The 19,386-nt window shown below is 65.5% G+C and carries 20 protein-coding genes; 15 read left to right on the top strand and 5 right to left on the bottom strand.

The window, feature by feature from the left end; translation table 11 throughout:
• Positions 1-4: 4 nt before the first annotated feature.
• The 4 genes from KR541_RS08850 to KR541_RS08835 all read left to right on the top strand — a co-directional run bounded on the left by KR541_RS08850 (position 5) and on the right by KR541_RS08835 (position 3,552).
• Positions 5-970 (top strand): 2-hydroxyacid dehydrogenase, encoded by a 966-nt coding sequence (locus tag KR541_RS08850; protein ID WP_050015567.1) that lies wholly within the window; start codon positions 5-7, stop codon positions 968-970.
• A gap of 318 nt (positions 971-1,288) precedes the next feature.
• On the top strand, positions 1,289-2,332 hold the full coding sequence (locus tag KR541_RS08845; RefSeq protein WP_050015470.1) for a LacI family DNA-binding transcriptional regulator: 1,044 nt from the start codon (positions 1,289-1,291) through the stop codon (positions 2,330-2,332).
• A gap of 55 nt (positions 2,333-2,387) precedes the next feature.
• The gene (locus KR541_RS08840) at positions 2,388-3,176 is read left to right on the top strand and encodes a YhfC family intramembrane metalloprotease (protein WP_050015468.1); all 789 of its coding nucleotides are present in this window, start codon (positions 2,388-2,390) and stop codon (positions 3,174-3,176) included.
• Between the two features lie 13 nt (positions 3,177-3,189).
• On the top strand, positions 3,190-3,552 hold the full coding sequence (locus KR541_RS08835; RefSeq protein WP_050015466.1) for a DUF3022 domain-containing protein: 363 nt from the start codon (positions 3,190-3,192) through the stop codon (positions 3,550-3,552).
• Positions 3,553-3,587: 35 nt separating this feature from the next.
• Here KR541_RS08835 and KR541_RS08830 read toward each other — a convergent pair whose 3' ends face one another.
• Both KR541_RS08830 and KR541_RS08825 read right to left on the bottom strand, forming a co-directional pair.
• A complete protein-coding gene (locus tag KR541_RS08830; RefSeq protein ID WP_050015464.1) occupies positions 3,588-4,019 on the bottom strand; it encodes a PGDYG domain-containing protein in 432 nt (143 codons plus the stop codon).
• Between the two features lie 143 nt (positions 4,020-4,162).
• Complete coding sequence (locus KR541_RS08825; RefSeq protein ID WP_050015462.1) at positions 4,163-4,714, bottom strand: Spy/CpxP family protein refolding chaperone; 552 nt, start codon at positions 4,712-4,714, stop codon at positions 4,163-4,165.
• Between the two features lie 247 nt (positions 4,715-4,961).
• Between KR541_RS08825 and KR541_RS08820 the strand changes: the two genes are divergently transcribed.
• Positions 4,962-5,426, top strand: coding sequence for an Lrp/AsnC family transcriptional regulator (locus tag KR541_RS08820; protein ID WP_006481526.1), 465 nt, complete (start codon positions 4,962-4,964; stop codon positions 5,424-5,426).
• Between the two features lie 489 nt (positions 5,427-5,915).
• The gene (locus KR541_RS08815; protein ID WP_034181371.1) at positions 5,916-7,016 is read left to right on the top strand and encodes a saccharopine dehydrogenase family protein; all 1,101 of its coding nucleotides are present in this window, start codon (positions 5,916-5,918) and stop codon (positions 7,014-7,016) included.
• 121 nt (positions 7,017-7,137) lie between these two features.
• Here the strand turns inward: KR541_RS08815 and KR541_RS08810 are convergent, their stop codons facing one another.
• Both KR541_RS08810 and cydX read right to left on the bottom strand, forming a co-directional pair.
• On the bottom strand, positions 7,138-7,755 hold the full coding sequence (locus tag KR541_RS08810; RefSeq protein WP_050015459.1) for a P-loop nucleotide/nucleoside kinase family protein: 618 nt from the start codon (positions 7,753-7,755) through the stop codon (positions 7,138-7,140).
• Positions 7,752-7,898, bottom strand: coding sequence for a cytochrome bd-I oxidase subunit CydX (gene cydX / locus KR541_RS08805; RefSeq protein WP_063772904.1), 147 nt, complete (start codon positions 7,896-7,898; stop codon positions 7,752-7,754). The genes KR541_RS08810 and cydX overlap by 4 nt, the downstream gene beginning before the upstream one ends.
• Positions 7,899-8,098: 200 nt before the next feature.
• Between cydX and corA the strand changes: the two genes are divergently transcribed.
• Entirely contained in the window at positions 8,099-9,076 is a 978-nt protein-coding gene (gene corA / locus KR541_RS08800) for a magnesium/cobalt transporter CorA (RefSeq protein ID WP_050015565.1), read from the top strand.
• A 40-nt stretch (positions 9,077-9,116) separates the two neighbouring features.
• On the opposite strand, the gene KR541_RS08795 is transcribed toward corA, so the two are convergent.
• Positions 9,117-9,410 (bottom strand): YciI-like protein, encoded by a 294-nt coding sequence (locus tag KR541_RS08795; protein WP_050015457.1) that lies wholly within the window; start codon positions 9,408-9,410, stop codon positions 9,117-9,119.
• Positions 9,411-9,867: 457 nt separating this feature from the next.
• Here KR541_RS08795 and KR541_RS08790 point away from each other — a divergent pair, with 457 nt between their 5' ends.
• The 8 genes from KR541_RS08790 to KR541_RS08755 all read left to right on the top strand — a co-directional run bounded on the left by KR541_RS08790 (position 9,868) and on the right by KR541_RS08755 (position 19,204).
• The gene (locus tag KR541_RS08790) at positions 9,868-10,356 is read left to right on the top strand and encodes an aminoacyl-tRNA deacylase (RefSeq protein ID WP_050015455.1); all 489 of its coding nucleotides are present in this window, start codon (positions 9,868-9,870) and stop codon (positions 10,354-10,356) included.
• A 931-nt stretch (positions 10,357-11,287) separates the two neighbouring features.
• Complete coding sequence (locus KR541_RS08785; protein WP_050015453.1) at positions 11,288-11,989, top strand: energy transducer TonB; 702 nt, start codon at positions 11,288-11,290, stop codon at positions 11,987-11,989.
• Positions 11,990-12,075: 86 nt separating this feature from the next.
• Positions 12,076-12,981: a MotA/TolQ/ExbB proton channel family protein gene (locus tag KR541_RS08780; RefSeq protein ID WP_050015451.1), complete on the top strand. Its 906-nt coding sequence runs from the start codon at positions 12,076-12,078 to the stop codon at positions 12,979-12,981.
• 20 nt (positions 12,982-13,001) lie between these two features.
• A complete protein-coding gene (locus KR541_RS08775) occupies positions 13,002-13,424 on the top strand; it encodes an ExbD/TolR family protein (protein WP_204383252.1) in 423 nt (140 codons plus the stop codon).
• Positions 13,425-13,505: 81 nt separating this feature from the next.
• The gene (locus KR541_RS08770) at positions 13,506-13,937 is read left to right on the top strand and encodes an ExbD/TolR family protein (RefSeq protein WP_069620775.1); all 432 of its coding nucleotides are present in this window, start codon (positions 13,506-13,508) and stop codon (positions 13,935-13,937) included.
• A gap of 16 nt (positions 13,938-13,953) precedes the next feature.
• Entirely contained in the window at positions 13,954-15,144 is a 1,191-nt protein-coding gene (locus tag KR541_RS08765; RefSeq protein ID WP_050015445.1) for a tetratricopeptide repeat protein, read from the top strand.
• Between the two features lie 305 nt (positions 15,145-15,449).
• Positions 15,450-16,025: a helix-turn-helix domain-containing protein gene (locus KR541_RS08760; RefSeq protein ID WP_050015443.1), complete on the top strand. Its 576-nt coding sequence runs from the start codon at positions 15,450-15,452 to the stop codon at positions 16,023-16,025.
• A 353-nt stretch (positions 16,026-16,378) separates the two neighbouring features.
• Positions 16,379-19,204, top strand: a complete 2,826-nt coding sequence (locus KR541_RS08755) for a TonB-dependent receptor (RefSeq protein WP_050015441.1) — start codon at positions 16,379-16,381, stop codon at positions 19,202-19,204.
• Positions 19,205-19,386 lie beyond the last annotated feature (182 nt).

Below are 19,386 nucleotides of genomic sequence, written 5' to 3'. Positions count from 1 at the left end.
AACGATGAAGCCCCGTATCGTCGCGTACAAGCCGCTGCCCGATGACGTCCTCGCGTACCTGCGCGAGCATGCGGACGTCGTGCAGGCCGATGGCGCCGCAGCCCTCGCCGATGCGCTCGGCGGCGCGGACGGCGCGATCGGCGCGAGCCTGAAGATCACGCCGCAGATGCTCGACCGCGCACCGCGGCTGAAGGCGTGGTCGACGATCTCGGTCGGCTACGACAACTTCGACGTCGCGGATTTCACGCGGCGCGGGATCGTGCTCGCGCATACGCCGGACGTGCTGACCGAGTCGACCGCCGATACGGTGTTCTCGCTGATCCTCGCGTCCGCGCGACGCGTGGTCGAGCTGGCCGAGTGGGTGAAGGCCGGCCACTGGCATCGCAGCATCGGCCCGGACCTGTACGGCACCGACGTGCAGGGCAAGACGCTCGGCATCGTCGGGCTCGGGCGGATCGGCGGCGCGGTCGCGCGCCGCGCGGCGCTCGGCTTCCGGATGCAGGTGCTGTACGCGAACCGGTCCGCGCATGCGGAGGCCGAGACGCAGTACGGCGCGCGGCGCGTGACGCTCGACGAATTGCTCGCGCAGTCGGATTTCGTGTGCCTGCAGGTGCCGCTGTCGCCCGACACGCGCCACCTGATCGGCGCGCCCGAATTCGCGAAGATGAAGCGCGGCGCGATCCTGATCAACGCGTCGCGCGGGCCGGTCGTCGACGAAGCCGCGCTGGTCGACGCGCTGCGCGCGGGGACGATCCGCGGCGCGGGGCTCGACGTATTCGAGAAGGAGCCGCTGCCGGCGGATTCGCCGCTGCTGCAGATGAAGAACGTCGTCGCGCTGCCGCATATCGGCTCGGCGACGCACGAGACGCGCGATGCGATGGCGCGTTGCGCCGCGGAGAACCTGGTCGGCGCGCTGGCCGGCACGCTGCGCACGAATCTCGTCAATCCGGATGCGCTGGCGCATGCCTGAGCCGCCTGCGATAACCGCCCGGCGCCATTAGAGTCGATGATCTTGGTGCGAGAGGGCTGGCTGCGTTATGATCGCCCGCGCTCGTCGTATCGACGGCCGGCCACGCGGCCGGCGGTGTCGCGCGACGGGCATCCGCGCCAGGTCCGGTGCGGCCGACTGCCATAGCACGCTGCTGGCGGGCGCGGCTCGACAGCGCACCGGGCCAGCGCAGGCGCCCACGCGCCACGACAGGGGAGGCCGCCGGTTGGCTTACGTTTCCAACAACAATGGTCCGTCTGCTCACGAAGCGGCGCGGATCGTACGTCGCGAGGCACGACAGTGACCGATTCGCAACCTTCCACGACGCGTCCGGCGACGATCAGCGACGTCGCGCGCGAGGCCGGCACGGGCAAGACCAGCGTTTCGCGCTATCTGAACGGCGAGACGCATGTGCTGTCCGTCGATCTGCGCCAGCGGATCGAGGCGGCCATCGCGCGGCTCAACTACCGGCCGAACCAGATGGCGCGCGGGCTCAAGCGCGGCCGTAACCGGCTGCTCGGCATGCTCGCCGCCGACCTGACCAATCCTTATACCGTCGAAGTGCTGCAGGGCGTCGAGGCCGCGTGCCATGCGCTCGGCTACATGCCGCTCATCTGTCACGCGGCGAACGAAGTCGAGATGGAGCGCCGCTTCCTGCAACTGCTCACGACTTACCGCGTCGAAGGGCTGATCGTCAACGCGCTCGGCGCCGACGAAGACGTGCTGCGCCCGCTGCGCGGCGCAGGCATTCCGGCCGTGCTCGTCGACCGCACGGTCGAGGGCTTCGAGGCCGACCTGATCGGCCTCGACAATACCGACGCGATCGAGACGGCGCTCGCGCACCTGGTCGAACACGGCTTCGACGCGATCCATTTCGTCGTGCAGCCGTTCGAGCGGGTCAGCTCGCGGCGCGTGCGCGAGACCGCGTTCCGCGCGGCGCTGGCGGCGCGCGGGTTGCCGGTGCCGCCGACGATCGTGCTCGACCTGAACGAACCCGACGCGGCCGCGGCGGCGCTCGCCGACGTCGATGCCCGCCTCGACGATGCGGCCCGGCGCGGCGTGCGCGCCGCACTGTTCGCCGCGAATGCACCGGTCGCGCTGGCGATCGCGCGCCATCTGCGCGCGCGTTTCGGCGCCGCGTGGCAGCAGCAGGCGGCGCTGCTGTCGATCGACGATCCGGAATGGGCCGAGCTGATCGGCATCACGACGATCCGTCAGCCGACCTACGAAATCGGCTACAAGGCCGTCGAATTCGTGCACGAGCGGATCGACGGCGCGGCGGGCGACGTGCGCGTCGCGATGCTGCCCGGCGAGCTGATCGCGCGCGCGTCGACCGCAAGCTGAGTATCATTCGGGGCACGCGGCGCGTCAGGTGCGCTGCCCCGAACCAAGGAAATACATGACTGTCGCTCCCGTCACGCTGGCGGCGCTGATCGCCGCCACGCTGATCATCGCGCTGCTGCCGCTCGTCCTTTACCGCATCCTGCGCAAGCCGCTTGCGCTCAACCGCCGCGACACGATCGTCGGCGTCGCCGTCTTCACGTTGTTCGCGATGATTCTCGAGCGCGCGTTCCACGGTCTCGTGCTGAGCCACACGCCCGAGGACGGCTGGCTGACGCAGCCGCTCGCATTCGTCGCATACGGCGCGCTCGCGACCGCCGTATTCGAGGAAGTCGGCCGCTATCTCGGGATGCGTTTTCTGGAGCGCCGCTACGGCGCATCGGCCGGCGACGGTCGCGGGATCGGCTACGGGATCGGTCACGGCGGCGCCGAAGCGTGGTTCGTCGGCGTGCTCGTGTGGGGCCAGTGGTCGTATCTCGCGTGGCTCGCGAGCCGCGGCCAGCTCGAGACGCAGCTGGCCGACCTGCCGGTGGACACCGTGGTGCGGCTGCACATGATGCTCGCGACGCTGTCGGCCCAGTCGATCCTGCTGTTGCTGCTCGAACGCTGCGCGGCATTCGCGGTGCAACTGGCGCTGTCGGTGCTGGTGTGGCGCGGCGTGCGGGCCGGCCGAATCGCCGTGTTGCCGCTCGCGATCGTGCTGCATGCGCTCGCGGCGACGCCGACGCTGCTGTACCAGGTGCGCGTGCTGCCGGCCGCGTGGGTCGAGGCCGCGTATTTCGTGCTGACCGCGGTGCTGGTGGTCGTGCTGGTGAAGACGTGCCGGCCGTCGCGTGCGGCGGCCTGACGGGAGAGACGGAATGGACGACTACCTGATCGAATGCCAGAGCGCGGAATTCGACGCGCTCGCGCGCGTGATCTGCGATCTGTTTCCGGAGCAGACGCGCTTCGCCGAAAGCAGCGACGCGCGCGGGCGCTTCCTGTCCGTGCACTGGCTGGCGATGCGGTTCGGCGCGACGCCGAAGCGGATGACGCTCGACATCCGGATCGTGCCGGCCGCGCTCGCGCGCTATCTGGCGCTCAAGCCGATGCAGCGCGCGCGCAGCCATGCGGTGCTGCATGCGTATACGGAAGCGATGCTCGGGTCGCTCGAAGAACGGCACGCGGCCGGCGAGGCCGTCGAGCGCGACGCGGAACTCGAGCTCGACGAAGACTTTGCGTGAGCGGTGGCGCCGGCCGCGTGCCGGCGCGTGACGCGTTACGCGTCGCGGTAGACCTGCGCGAAGCGCTGCGCCTGCACGACGCCGTAGTCGCCGGGCGCGTATTGCATCACCCAGTCGCCGGCCACGCCGCGCAGCGTGTCGCCGTTTTCCGAGCGGGCGATCGTAAACGGTTCGTCCATCCGGCGCGCGAGCACGACGGCCGGCCGGTTGCGGTAGGCGCCCGCTGCGCCGTGCGCGAGCGCCGGGTCGGCGGGCAGGTATTTGGCGTCGAAGCGCGCGCGCGACACGGCCCAGCGGTCGCCGGTCGAGCCGGTGATCAGCGCGTCGCCCGTCACATAACGGTTCGGGCCTTCGAGGCTCATCAGTTCGCCGTCGGCGTCCGCGAAGGACACGGCGACGGTTTCGTCCTTGACGACACGACGGGCCTGCGGATCGGTACGCAGATCGAGTTGCTTGAGTTCGAGCATGGCGGGGAAGGGCGGGGAAGGGCGGGAAAGCGGGAAAAGCCGGGAGCTTATCCCGAATTCGGCGCGCCGTGTGACGCGCCGTCGCCGATCGCGGCGCGGCGCCGTTCGGCCCGGGCGGGCCGGCACGGCGCCGGCGGGGCGCGTCAGGGCTGCGCCGGCGCGCTCGCGGCCGGCGCGGCGGCCGCCTTGCCTTCCTTGCCCTTCGTCCTGCCCTTGCCGTGGTGCTCGCCGCCGTGGTGCAGCCAGCTGCGGAAGGTCGTGTCGGCCAGCGCCTTCTGCTCGGCCGGGAAGCTCTCATAGAGCGGCGCGAACGCGTCGGCGAGCTTCTTCGCGCCGTCGGCATTCGCCTGCGACAGCTCCGCATACTGCTTGATGTCGTCGAGCGCGGACACGTCGTGCTTGGCCATCCGTTCGCTGTAGAGGCGGCCCATCGTGGCGCCGTTGTCGCGCATCGTATCGGCGAACGTCTTCCATTGCGGCTCCTGCGCCGACGTGATCTTCAACTGGTCGTGCAGGTACTTGATGCGCTGCTCGGTGCGCGCTTCGTGGCGTGCCGCGCGCTGCTCGGCGCTCGGGGCCGATGCCGCGGCCGTCGTGGCCGGCGCCTGGGCCGGTGCTTGCGGCTGCGCCGGGGTTTGCGCGAATGCGCTGGCTGCAACGACGAGCGTAGCGAGGGTGAGCGAGATTTTCTTCATGGTTGGCTCTCCGGGGTGGTGTCTTGCGAGCGGGCGCGGCGGCCATCGCCGCCGGCGCGCCTCTCGCGTCGTCGTTATTAGTAGCACGTTGCCTGCGGGGCGGCAGTGAATGCGACACTTGCTTACATCCGATACGAATCGAAATCGACGGTTCGAATCCGGGCCATGCCGGTTGGGCGCGCCGGCGTTCGGCGCTATCATCGCGTCACTTTCCACTCCGCCGGCACGTGCGTGCCGGCCCAGCGTCATGCGTCCACCCCGCCTCGACCAACTCGACGATCTCGACCGGCAGCTCGTCGCGCTGCTGCAAGCCGATGCGCGCGCGAGCGTCGCGGATCTCGCGCGCCAGCTCGACGTGGCGCGCACGACGGTCGTCGCGCGCATCGCGCGGCTCGAACGCACCAACGTGATCGCCGGGTACAGCGTGCGGCTCGGGCAGGACGTGCTCGATGCGAGCATCTATGCGTACGTCGGCATCATCCTCACGCCGAAGTTCGGCAAGGACGTATTGCGCAAGCTAGACCGGATGCCGGAAGTCCAGCTGCTGTGCGCGGTGAGCGGCGAGTATGACTACGTCGCCTGGCTGCGCGCCGATTCGCCCGAACGGCTCAACGATCTGCTCGACCAGATCGGCACGCTCGAAGGCGTCGAGCGCACGACGACGTCGATCATCCTGTCGCGCAAGATCGATCGCGGGACGATCGGCGGCTGACTTGTTGCTGCACGCGGCGCGTGCATGACGGCGCGCGTGCATGCACCGCGCAGGGAGCGGTGCATCACAGGTGCTCGGCTTGACGACGGGTACGTCTCCGCTCGCATTCGTATTGGCCTTCGTCGTACTTCATGATCGACACGGATGACCGCGGTCGTCCCTTCGCGCATCTCTCCCGAATCTCCTTTCGTATTCCGCTTTGACCGGCGTGTTGCATCTTGACGCACGGTCAGTGCGTGCGTCCGATGTCACGCGGTGTGTCCTCGTTTTCGTCCTCGCAATGCGCAACCGCCAACGGCCGGTTTGCGGCAGTGCCTCTACGCGATTTTTAGATGATTTGGTCGTTTAGACGAAATATATCGTCATAACGTCGAAACTACAGGTCGTTTCGCATCATTCTTCGTCTTGGAACTGATTTTGAGCGTCCCTACACTGTGTCCATGGCTCAACGCCGTCCACAACACCAACCCATCATCAGGAGATAAGCGCATGAAAATCGCCATCGTCGGCGCAGGTCTGATCGGCCACACCATTGCTCACATGCTGCGCGAAACGGGCGACTACGAAGTCGTCGCGTTCGACCGCGACGCGGATGCGCTCGCGAAGCTGTCGCGCGAAGGCATCGCGACGCAACGGGTCGACTCGGCCGACGCGAATGCGATTCGCGAAGCGGTGAAGGGCTTCGATGCGCTCGTCAACGCGCTGCCTTACTACCTCGCTGTCAACGTGGCCGCCGCTGCGAAGGCCGCGGGCGTTCATTACTTCGACCTGACCGAAGACGTGCGCGCCACCCATGCGATCCGCGAACTGGCCGACGGCTCCGACCGCGCGTTCATGCCGCAATGCGGCCTCGCGCCGGGCTTCATCGGCATCGCCGCGCACGAGCTCGTGAACGGCTTCAGCGAAGTGCGCGACGTGAAGATGCGCGTCGGCGCGCTGCCCGAATATCCGACCAACGCGCTGAAGTACAACCTGACGTGGAGCGTCGACGGCCTGATCAACGAATACTGCCAGCCGTGCGAAGCGATCCGCGACGGCCGCAAGCAGTGGGTGCAGCCGCTCGAAGGCCTCGAGCACTTCTCGCTCGACGGCACCGAATACGAAGCGTTCAACACGTCGGGCGGCCTCGGCACGCTGTGCGAGACGCTGTCGGGCAAGGTCGAGACGCTCGACTACAAGTCGGTGCGCTACCCGGGCCACCGCGAACTCGTGCAGTTCCTGCTGGAAGACCTGCGCCTGTCGACCGATCGCGACACGCTGAAGTCGATCATGCGCCGCGCGGTGCCGTCGACGAAGCAGGACGTCGTGCTCGTGTTCGTCACGGTGACGGGCGTGAAGGACGGCCAGCTGGTGCAGGACGTGTTCACGCGCAAGATCTTCGCGAAGGACGTGTGCGGGATGCACATGAGCGCGATCCAGATCACGACGGCCGGCGCGATGTGCGCGGTGCTCGATCTGTTCCGCGAAAAGAAGCTGCCGCAGAGCGGTTTCATCCCGCAGGAAAAGGTGTCGTTGAAGGCGTTCCTGTCGAACCGCTTCGGCAAACTGTACGAAGGCGGCACGATGGAGCGCGTGCACGCGGTCGCCTGACCGTCGTTATCAGACGATTCGCCAGCCCATCTCCGGCACGAGGGCCGTACGACGCCGGGAGCGCAGCAGCGCTTCCGGCGTCGTTTTTTGGGAGAAGCGGGAACGGCGCCGGGCGGCGCGCTCAGGCCGGCAGCGGCGGGACGATCGTCGCCGGTTGCGGCGGCGGCACGATGCGGTGCAGCAGCGCGTCGATGTCTGCGTCGGACGGCGCGGTGTTGTCGAACATCACGATGCCGTCGCATTCGCGGCCGGTCGGCACGAAGCGGCGCTGCCGGTATTCGTCCCAATGCGCGAGCTTGTACGCATCGTTCGGATTGGCGCGCGCGACGATCCGCTGGTGCGCGACGTCTTCCGACGTGTGGACCCAGACGACCGTCAGCGTGACGTCGGGCGCGATGCCGAGCCATGCGCGATCGAGGATGCGCCGGTCGCGCACTTCGCGCGACAGCGGGCCGACGACCAGCGCGCCGATGCCGAGCGCGAGATTTTCACGGGCCGTGTCGAGCAGGCCCTGGTATTCGGGATCGCGAAGATGTTTCAGGTAGAGCGGGCTGTCGCGGTCGTTCGGATCGTCCGTGAGCGCGCCCATCGCGGCCGCGCTGTAGCGGCCGTACAGCGTGTCCTTGTCGAGCAGGCAGAACGCCTCGCCGGTCGCGCGCATCAGCGGCCCGATGAGCCGCTTCGCGAGCGTGGTCTTGCCGGTGCCGGCGTGACCGCAGAAGAACACGAGATGCGTCACGAATACCGGCTCCCCGCCTCCTGGCGCGATGTGTCGCTGCGCTTGTCGCCGCGCGAGAACACTTCCGCTTCCAGCCACATCGCGTTGATGATGCCGAAGCCGAGCGCCACGCCGATGCCGAGTATCCACGAGAAATACCACATAGGTCTGTCTCCTTGACGGTGGGGTCGCACGGTCGTTGTGCGTTGTGCAACGCAGGCCCGGTGGGCCTGTCGACGTGCCCCGACGCGCGTGCTGCGGCGCACGCAGCACGATCATGACCAATATCGGCGTACCGCGCAAGCCGGGCCGTCCGTGCAGCAAACCGGTAAACTGATGCGCAAACCGCAACATCGTGGACAACATGCTGATCAACTGCGCTGCTTACCAGGACGGCCGCAAGCTGGCCGACATCGACATCGACGCCATCAGCGATTACGTGTCGAAGCCCGAATGCTTCGTATGGGTCGCGCTGAAGGATCCGACGCCCGAGGAAATCGACCTGATGGGCGAGGAATTCGGGTTGCACGAGCTGGCGCTCGAGGACGCCCGCAAGGGACATCAGCGGCCGAAGATCGAGGAATACGGCGATTCGCTGTTCGCGGTGCTGCATACCGTCGAACTCGAGGATGACGGCGAATTCAAGGTCGGCGAACTGAACGTGTTCGTCGGTCCGAATTACGTGCTGTCGATCCGCAACCATACCGAGCACGATTTCCGCGACGTGCGCAAGCGCTGCGAGCGGGAGCCGCATCTGCTGCGGGAGGGGTCGGCGTTTGTGTTCTACGCGTTGATGGACCAGGTCGTCGACCGGTATTTCCCGATCCTCGAAACGCTCGGAGCCGAACTCGAGGAACTCGAGGATCGCATCTTCGCGAAGGCGACGCCTGCGTCGTCGCGCGCGATCATCGAGGATCTCTATTCGCTGAAGCGCCGGCTCGTGCTGCTGTACCAGCACACGGCGCCGCTGATGGAGCCGCTCGCGAAGCTCACCGGCGGGCGCGTGCCGCAGGTCTGCAGCGGGATGGCGGCCTATTTCCGCGATGTGTACGACCATCTGCAGCGGATCGTGAAGACGATCGAAGGGCGCCGCGAGATGGTCGTCACCGCGATCCAGGTCAACCTCGGGATGATTTCGCTCGCGGAGAACGAGGTGACCAAGCGGCTCGGCTCGTTCGCCGCGCTGTTCGCGATACCGACGATGATCGCCGGCATCTACGGGATGAACTTCGCGAACATGCCCGAGCTGCACCTGAAATACGGGTTCTACGGCTGCATCGCGGTGATGGCCATCGCCGATCTCGCGCTGTGGTGGCGCTTCAAGCGGGCAGGGTGGCTGTAGGGCCTGTTCACGCTAATAACGGGCTTGCGCAGGCCCGATTTCACGCGGGACGCGGCGCGTGCTTGCCGACCACGACGCGCCACGGCCGCACGCGCCACGACTTCACGAGGCCGTTCTGCACGTACGGATCGGCGCGCGCGAACGATTCGGCCGCTTCCGGCGAATCGCCTTCGAACACGAGCACGGCCTGATCGGCCGGCTCCGCCAGCGCGCCGGCGAGCACGAGTTCGCCGCGCTCGGTCGCGGCCTGCGCGAGCGCGAGATGCTCCGCACGGAACGCGTCGCGCCGCGACAGGTAATCGTCGACGAGTTCGTAGATCAACTGGTAATGCATGATCGCTCCAGGAGTCGGTTTCCGCCGCGGGAGGGTGGGCGGCCGGCTCAGTATAGGGCACCGGGAAAGCCGTTGGCGACGGGGTTGGCTGGCGTGCCTTGGGGTGCACGCTTCGGAACAATGCGTGCCCGCAGGTATCCTGGTGTTCTTCCTCGAATGCAACTAACGGTCTAGTGTCTGTACATCGGCTAATTGCCGGGCGCGACCGCATCTACGTGCGCACTGCCCAAAATCTGTCTGCGGAAGTGAGGGGCTGCGAAACGTATTCCGGGGCCCGATTTCACATGCCGGCGAGGGCGGGCGGCCCGGACGGAAGCTGAGGGCGGCGGCTGCCGGGCCGGGTGGACTGGCGTCGCACACGAGCGTTTCCATTGGGCCGAAATGCGACCTATGCTGAACGAATCAAGAGCGAACGCCGTTCGCCCGATTGACCCGATTCGCCCAGACGAGGTGCGCCATGCCGGTCTCAGCCACCCTGCAGGATTGCCTGCGCCAGAAGTCATCGCGGTACGAAGTCGTGTACCACCCCTATAGCCATACGAGCATGGAGACGGCCGCCGCCGCGCATATTCCCGGCGATCGCCTCGCGAAAACCGTGCTCCTCGAGGACGCCGAGGGTTACGTCGCCGCCGTGCTGCCGACGACGCACGCCGTGCGTCTGTCGGATCTCTGGGTGAAGACGGGACGCCATCTCGTGCTCGCTCGCGAGGTCGAATTGCGCGAGCTGTTCAAGGATTGCGACATGGGCGCGCTGCCGCCGGTGTGCATGGCGTACGGGATGAAAACGTTCCTCGAGGAGCACCTCGCGCAGCAGCCGGAAGTCTATTTCGAGGCCGGCGATCATGAGGCGCTGATTCACATGACGCAGGACGAATTCCTGATGCTGATGGAGACGGCCGAGCGCGCGCATTTCTCGCACCGGATGCAGGGGATGATGCTGTCCTGAGCGATGCCGGTCGTTCGTCGAGGAAGGATGCGCGCGGGAATTTTCCACCGGTTCGGTGAGGGGGAGATGCCGGTGCGTGCAGAGGGCGGGGAATGAATTCATGCTGATACGGCGGAGTCCTGATTCGAAAATTAGATTGGTTGTGCGAATCATTTAATGGAAACCGGACGAGCAGCGAGATCTATTGCTTTTGATTTGGAATCCTTGATATATGGTCGATGCGAGCGCCATCCGAGCATCGCCGAGCCGCCGTGGAATCGGCTAGAGCCTGTTCGCGCGGATGCAAGCCCGTTCCCGGCATGCGTGAGCTGTGGCCTCGCACGGTATGCATGCGCGGCAGTGGTTCATCGGCTGCCGTCGCCGGGCGCGCCCACGAAACACATCCGGCAACACGCGCACCGAGCGGGCCAATTCGGTGCGCCGCACTAAACTGGTGATTATTTATGCGCAAGTCACTAAATGAGTGCGATACCATACAAATCAATTACTAAATCAATGAAAAATGATTCATGAAGTTTACTAACTCGTTATTCGAGTAATGCCTCCAAACTTTGTATTCGGCTATCAAATAAAGTTTGACGCCCAAATTTTTTCCTTGCTATCTTCTGCACCCAAGACGAACGGCTTGGCTGACATCGGCGTGTAACGAAGATCCAATCGTCATGCGAAAAGTGTGACTATGTCGACGCAGCTGACAACTGCCTGAATGCGCTGGTTCGGGGTAGACGCCGGATAGGGCGGCTATCCCGTTGCGGTTGAAACGATTCCTTGAAATTGCACAAATCAGGATCCGGATTCGATGCTTTCAATTCGGATTACCAATTGAATTAAGAATGAAATTTCGGGTTGAGGCGGAGACGGAACCGATCCGGTTCCGGCGCCGGCCATCATCGCGAAACTGGGCGATTCGCTTGGGGGAAGGATAGTGGGCATGAAAGTCGAAGAGCATCTGGTTGCTTCGAACAGCGGACTGGCCACGCTGGGCCGTCCGCGGGAATTCGGCAAGAAGCAGCAGAATCCGGTGCGCCGTTTCGGCGGCATCGCAGTCGTCCTCCTGTTGCATGCAGTGCTGATCTACGCATTGCTCAACGGCCTCGCGACCAAGGTCGTGCAGGTGATCCAGCATCCGATCGAAACCCGCATCATCGAGCCGGTGAAGCCGCCGCCGCCCCCGCCGATGCCGGTCGTCAAGCTTCCGCCGCCGAAGTTCGCGCCGCCGCCGCCGCCGTTCGTGCCGCCGCCCGAAGTGCCGGTGCAGGCGCCCCCGCAGCAGGCAACGATCACGCACCAGTCGGCCCCGGCGCCGTCCGCGCCGGCCGTGCAGGCGCCGGTCATCGCACCGCCCGCGCCGGCCAAGCCGGTCAGTCACGAAGTCGGGGTCGTCTGCCCGAATTCGGACTCGATTCGCGCGTCGATGCAGTACCCGAAGGAAGCGCAGGAAAACAACATCACGGGCGACGTGACGATCGAGTTCGTCGTGGATGCGGAAGGGAACATCACGAACGAACGCGTGGCCCAGTCGGCCGACCCGGTGCTCGATCGTGCGGCCTACAACACCGTGAAGCGCTTCAAATGCGTGGCGCAAGGCCAGGCGGTGCGGGTCCAGGTGCCGTTCTCGTTCAATCTGAATTGATGCAGTGGGCGGTCCGGCGGGAGCCGGACCGGGGAAAACCGGCTTGAACTCAAATCGTAAGTTTAACGAAAGAATTGGAGTGGGGTATGACGAAACGTTCTCTGGCCGCGCTGGCGGCAAGCCTGTTGATGTCCGTCGCTGCGATCGACGGGCTCGTTGCGCCGCAACTCGCTTACGCGCAAGCGAGCGGAGCCACGGCGACATCCGACGCGTCGACACAGGCCGCGGCGTCGACGCAGGCGCCCGCCGCCGCCGAGTCGGCCCCGCCGCCGGCGCCGGCCGCGACCGAAGCGGTCGAGAATCCGTACGGGCTCGGCGCGCTCTGGAGGAACGGCGACTTCGTCGCGCGCTTCGTGCTGATCCTGCTCGTGATCATGTCGATGGGGAGCTGGTACATCATGATCACGAAGTTCGTCGAGCAGTTGCGGGCTAACCGCCGCGCGAAACTCGCCGACGCGCAGCTCTGGAGCGCACCGTCGCTGGCCGAGGGCGCGAAGCTGCTCGACGAGGCGTCGCCGTTCCGCTTCATCGCCGAAACGGCGATCGAGGCGGGCGAGCATCACGACGAGGCGCTGCTCGAAGCAGTGGACCGCAACACGTGGATCGACGTGTCCGTCGAACGCTCGATCACGAACGTGTCGAACCGCATGCAGGACGGGCTCGCGTTCCTCGCGACGGTCGGCTCGACCGCGCCGTTCGTCGGGCTGTTCGGCACGGTCTGGGGGATCTATCACGCGCTGACGGCGATTGGCATCGCGGGGCAGGCGTCGATCGACAAGGTCGCCGGCCCGGTGGGCGAGGCGCTCATCATGACGGCGATCGGCCTCGCGGTCGCGGTGCCTGCCGTACTCGGCTACAACTTCCTGGTCCGGCGCAACAAGTCGGTGATGGAGCGGGTGCGCAACTTCGGCGCCCAGCTGCATACCGTGCTGCTGGCCGGCAGCAAGCGTCCCGCTCGCGTGCCGTCGGCCGCCGCGTCGCTCGTGAACTGACCGGCTGACGGAGACGCGCGATGGGCATGAACGTCGGGCAGGACGAAAGCGACGAGGTGATCGCGAACATCAACACGACGCCGCTCGTCGACGTGATGCTGGTGTTGCTGATCATCTTCCTGATCACGATTCCGGTCGTCACGCACACGATCCAGCTGCAGTTGCCGAAAGAGGTCGTGCAGCCGCTGCAGACCACGCCGAAGAGCGTCGAGATCGCGGTGAACCGCGACGGCGATTTCTTCTGGGGCGAGCAACGGGTGGACACGTCGGCGTTGCTCGCGAAGCTGAAGGGGGTGTCGCAGCAGCAGCCGCAGCCGAGCGTGCACGTGCGCGGCGACCAGAACACGCGCTACGAGTTCATCGGCCGGGTCATCACGATGTGCGAGCGCGCGGGTATCGCGAAGGTGTCGTTCATTACGGAACCGCCGGCGCGTGGTGGCTAACGTTGCGTGGGAACGGCATACGCACCGCTGCCGATCGACGGCGACGCAGCGGATCGGAGCAGGCATCGACAGGAGCAGACGATGGGAATGAACGTGCCTTCGGGCGGGGGCGGCAGCGAGCCGGACGTGATGGTCGACATCAACACCACGCCGCTGATCGACGTGATGCTGGTGCTGCTGATCATGCTGATCATCACGATCCCGATCCAGATGCATTCGGTGAAGATGGACCTGCCGGTGGGCAATCCGCCGCCGCCCGCCACACAGCCGGAAGTCGTGCAGATCGACATCGACTTCGACGGCACGACGACGTGGAACGGTGCGCCGGTGCCGGACCGCGCGGCACTCGAGGCGAAGCTGACGCAGGTCGCGCACGAGCCCGTGCAGGCGGAGATCCATCTGCGGCCGAACAAGCTGGCGCCGTACAAGGACGTGGCGGCCGTACTGGCGTCCGCGCAGCGCGTGGGCGCGACGAAGATCGGCCTGATCGGAAACGAGCAGTTCATGCAATGACGGGACAGGTCGACCGATGAACCAGCGACGATGGAAACGGATGATGGCGCTGACGGCGCTCGGTGCGGCCTGCTTGCTCGGCCGGCCGGCGTGGGCGGCCGACGCGTTGCGGCCCGATGTGGCGAAGCCGTTGGCGGCGGCACAGGACCTGTATCGCGCGCACAAGTATCGCGACGCGCTCGGCAAGATCGCGCAGGCGGCCGCCGTGCCCAACCGCACGCCGTATGAAACCTACATGGTTGAAGCGACGCGCGGCGCAGCGGCGATGGCGGCCGGCGATACGGGCGTGGCCGCGCAGGCGTACGAAACCGTGCTGAATTCGGGGCGCCTGTCGGGCGAGGACGAGCAGCGGACGACGGCGGCGCTCGCGGGGATCTACTTCCAGCAGAAGAACTATCCGCAGGCGATCCGAATCGCGCAGCGCTACCTGAAGGCGGGCGGCACGGATCCGGAAATGCGTACGCTGCTCACGCAATCGTATTACCTGTCGAACGATTGCGGCCAGGTCGTGAGCCAGTTGAAGGCAAGCGCGGACGCACAGGTGAAGGCCGGCCGCGCGCCCGACGAAGGGCAGTTGCAGATGCTCGCGACCTGCGCGCAAAAGAGCAAGGATGCCGGCGCGTATCGCAGCGCGCTCGCCATGCTGGTGGCTTATCATCCGAGCCCCGCGTACTGGGAGGAAATGGTCTCGGCGATTCGCGGCAGCCCCGGTTACCTGTCGTCGCTCGACCTCGACATCTACCGGCTGCGCAGGGCGACGGGCTCGCTGACGACGGCCGACGCCTATATGGAGATGACGCAGCTCGCGCTGGTGGCGGGCACGCCGGCCGAAGGCCGGCAGGTGATCGACCAGGGTTTCGCATCCGGCGTGCTGGGCAAGGATGCGCAGGCGGACCGCGAGAAACGGCTGCAGGCGCTGGCCGCCAGGCGCGCGCAGTCGGGCGCGGACGCTGCCAATCCGGTGGCCCCGATCGACGTCGGCATGAATCTGGTGTTCGCGGGCCACGCGGCGCAGGGGCTGTCGATGATGGAGCAGGCGATCGCGAAGGGCGGGCTCGAGCATCCCGATGCGGCGCGGCTGCGGCTTGGCGAGGCGTACTACGTGGCGGGCGAGAAGGCGCACGCGGTTCAGGTACTGCGCACGGTGAAGGGTAACGACGGATCAGGGGATCTGGCGAAGCTCTGGACGGCCGTCGCGTCGCGGTAACGACGGAGGGGGAAGCAGGCGCGCGATGCGGGATGGGCGCCGTGCCGCATACACGTGGTACCGCGGCGACCTGAAGGCGGGGAAGTCTGTCTAGGTGAAGAAAAGGGGCAGTCTTGTTAATTAGTAAACCGAATGAAATGAGCGTGAATCGCACGGCCACGAAGCGGGAATCCCGTTTCGCGGCACGTGCGACGTGCGCCCGGCGGCGAAGGGGACCGGAGTTTCGCGCCGCGGCGGCAGTCTCATGGCACCGGGAAAGGCCTGCCGACATCAAACCGATTTCGATTGAGAGGTTCCGTTCTTCCATGGTCTTGCCTCCCGATGAATCGGTGCTCGTTGCGGTTTCGCTCGGCAACAAGATCCGCGCGCTTCGGCAGCGGCTGAAACTCACGCTCGACGAAGCGGCCACGACGGCAGGGATCTCGAAGCCATTCCTGTCGCAGGTCGAGCGCGGACGCGCGACGCCGTCGATCACGTCGCTGGTCCGAATCGCTAAGGCGCTCGGTGTGACGATGCAGTACTTCATCGACACGCCGACCGAGGCGCGCTCGGTGTGCCGCGGCGACGCATTGCAGTATTTCCAGTTCGCGAACTCGGCGAGCTCCTTTGCGCGGCTGACGAATCTCGTGGACGGTCGCAAGCTCGACGCGATTCTCGTCAGGATACCGGCGGGGCAGTCGCCGTCTGAAGTGACGACGCATGCCGGGGAGGAGTTTCTCTACGTGATGCGCGGAAGGGTCGTGCTCACGCTGGAGGATTGCACGTTCGTGTTGAGCGCGGGCGACACCGCGCACTACGAGTCGACGCTGCCGCATGCGTGGCACAACACGGCCGACGAAGAGGCGGTGATCGTCTGGGTCGGTACGCCGCGGCTGTTCTAGCGGAGGCGGCAGGTGCTGCACGCCGCGATGCAGGAGAAGTACCCGATCGATGGAAGGCAGCACGCAGTATGGCGCGCGAGCATTTTCGTCGACGGCGGGGCTGGGCTCGCCATCCCTCGAATCGGAAGTGGCAGGAAGCGCGCTCAGGACATGTAGTAAGTATCACGAATCGAAATATAACGAGATGGTGATGCCGAGTGGCACGGGTGCCCTGAGGCCGATCCGTTCGAGTCACGGCAGTCGGAAGAGTGGCTATCGCGGGTTCCGTTAGACGGGCACCCAGGACGCGCAAGGAATTCACAAGGTTCCGGCACGCAGCAGGCGGGGTCTTACTACGAGCGAGAGGGAACAAGATGAAGCAGAGAGTTTTGGCGTTGGCCATCAAGAGGATAGTCTGGGCGGAACTGGCGCTGACGGCCGCGCTGGTGCCGCCGGCGTTCGCCCAGAGCCAGCCGGCGCCGGGCGCCGCATCGATCGCGGATGCGGTCGCGAACGGCGCACCGATGACCGTTGCACAGGCGGACGGTGCGACGAGCGCTGTCGCTGCCACGGGCGCCTCGGCGTCCGGTGCGGCAGCCGAGGCGACGCCTGCCACGCCCGGCGCGAACGGACAGGGCAAGGTAGCGCAGATCAAGCGGTTCGAAGTGACCGGTTCGCTGATCCGGCAGGCCGACAAGGTCGGCTTCAACCAGGTTCAGACCGTCACGAGCAAGGACATCGAGAACAGCGGCCAGACCAGCGTCGCTGACTACCTGCGCAGCACCTCGGCCAACTCGGCAAGCAGCTGGAGCGAGGGCTCGACGAACAGCTTCGCGCCGGGCGGCGCAGGTATCGCGCTGCGCGGCCTCAGCGAGAAATACACGCTGGTGCTGATCGACGGCATGCGGGTGTCGCCGTATGCGTTCGCAGTGAACGGCAGCGATCAATTCTTCGACCTGAACACGCTGCCGCTCAACATCATCGACCGTATCGAAATTGTCAAGACAGGCGCGGTGTCTCAGTATGGTTCCGACGCAATCGCGGGCGTGGTCAACATCATCACGAAGAAAAACTTTCAGGGTCTTGAATTGGGGGGCAGCTACGGTGGCGCAACGAACGGTGAAGGCGGCCAGGGCACGACGAAGTTCAGCATCCTCGGCGGCTTCGGTGACCTGAACGCCGACCGCTTCAACGTGACGGCGGCGGCCAGCTACTACAAGTCGAACGGCATCTCGATCGCCGATCGCGACACGACGCAGAACCAGAACTTCTCCAATTTCCCGGGCGGCTTGTCGAACCAGAGCGTCTCCTACTGGCGCAATCCGACCACCGGCGCGAAGGTGCCGCTGAGCCCGTGTCCGAACGGAGGCCAGGCCGTGCCGGGCACCTCCGTCGCGCAGGTCAACGGTCCCGGCACGGTCTGCGCAAACAACACCGCGTACGCATCGTCGCTGTCGCCGTGGACTGAACGCCTGAGCGCGAAGGTGCACGCCGACTTCAAGATCAACGACGCGATGCAGGCGTTCGCCGATCTCTGGGAAAGCAACAATACGACGGTCACGAACAACTTCGTCGGCCGCCTCGGCAACAGCACGCAGACCTATGATCCGGCAACGGGCGGTCTCGCGCCGATTTCGAACCTTGTGCCGGGCAGCAACCCGTATAACCCGTTTGGCGTGCCGGCCAAACTGGTCTACGCATTCCCGGCCGCGCAGGCCGTGCATACGAGTTCCAACTTCTGGCGTGCCGCGACGGGCGTGAAAGGCTCGTTCAGCACGCCACGCGTGGGGGATTGGGACTGGACGGCGTCCTACACGCATTCGCAGGACACGGTGTCGAACAACTATTCGAACCTGATCAACGCGGCCGCACTGGAAAATATCGTCCAGAACGGCGTGTTCGACTTCGCCAATCCATCGTCGACACCGAACGGGTTGAACGGACTGTACGGAAGCACGTCGACACAGGCCATCACGAAGCTCGATGCTGTCGACGCGACGCTGTCGACGCCGAACCTGTTCACGTTGCCCACGGGTAACGTCGGCCTGGGTCTCGGTACGCAATTCACGCACCAGAGCCAGTACATCGGTACGGGCGCGGACTACGCGAATGGCACGCTCATCCAGCCGTCGCTGCAGTCGGTCAACGGGGAGCGCAACGTCGCGGCGGTCTACTACCAGATCGACATTCCTATCCTGAAGAACCTGACGTTCAGCCAGTCGGGGCGCTACGACCACTACAGCGACTTCGGTGGCGCGTTCTCGCCGCGCTTCGCGTTGCGCTTCCAGCCGATCCGCGAGCTGACGATGTACGGTTCGTACAACCGTGGCTTCCGCGCACCGACGCTGATCGAAAACACCTCGTCGAGGACCTACGGCGCGCAGGGCGCGGTCGACGCGAACGATCCTAACAACCCGAACGCATACAACCTCGTCGAGGAAGTGCAGACCGGTAACAGCAAGCTGCAGCCGGAGCGGACCAAGAACTACAACATCGGCTTCCAGCTGTCGCCCACCCGCAATACCGATTTCGGCTTCGACTGGTACAAGATCCACATCGACAACGTGATTGGCACGGAAGACATCCAGACGGTGGTCGACCAGAACGATCCGTCGAAGGTGATCCGTAACCCGAACGGCTCGATCGCGTATGTGCTGCTGCCGTATATGAACCTCTCGTCGCTCGATACGGACGGCTTCGAGACCACCTTCCGCCAGTCGGTGTCGACCAAGATCGGTACGTTCACGCTGTCGGGTGACTGGGCCTACGTGTGGCACTTCAAGATGCCGGTGGGCGGCGAGACGACCGACTTCGCGGGCAACAACGGTTCGCTGAACGAGCCGTTCGGCGGCAGCTTCCCGCGCTGGAAGGGCAACACGAGTCTGAACTGGAACTACCACAACCAATGGAACGCGACGTTGACGTGGATGTTCACGGGACCGTACAGCCAGGCCATCCTGTCGCCGGGCCAATATCCGAACATGCAGGACAGCGTGGCTTCGTACAGCCAGTTCAATCTGATGGTCAGCTACACCGGCTTCAAGCATTGGACGATCTATGCGGGCATCGACAACATCTTCAATCGTGCGCCGCCGTTCGACCCGGTTTATATGAACGCGAGCTACCAGACGGGCTACGACACGTCGCTGTACACGTATGTCGGTCGATTCGCGCAGGTTGGCGCGACCTACAAGTTCTGATGGCGATTGCGATGCACCGATAGGCTTTAGACCGGCCGCTCCACGTCCACCTCCCCATTTTTTGGAGCGGCCCTTTTTCGCCTGGCGCCACGACGGCCTGCAACCGGGACGTGCGGCGATGCAGTTCGCAGGATCGTTTTCAGCACGAACAACCAGTGGGATGCAGGTGGCACGCGGCAACC

The sequence above is a fragment of the Burkholderia sola genome, assembly GCF_905400185.1.
In the GTDB taxonomy this organism is placed as follows: Bacteria; Pseudomonadota; Gammaproteobacteria; order Burkholderiales; family Burkholderiaceae; genus Burkholderia; species Burkholderia sola.
This window is presented reverse-complemented; position numbering and strand designations above follow the sequence as displayed.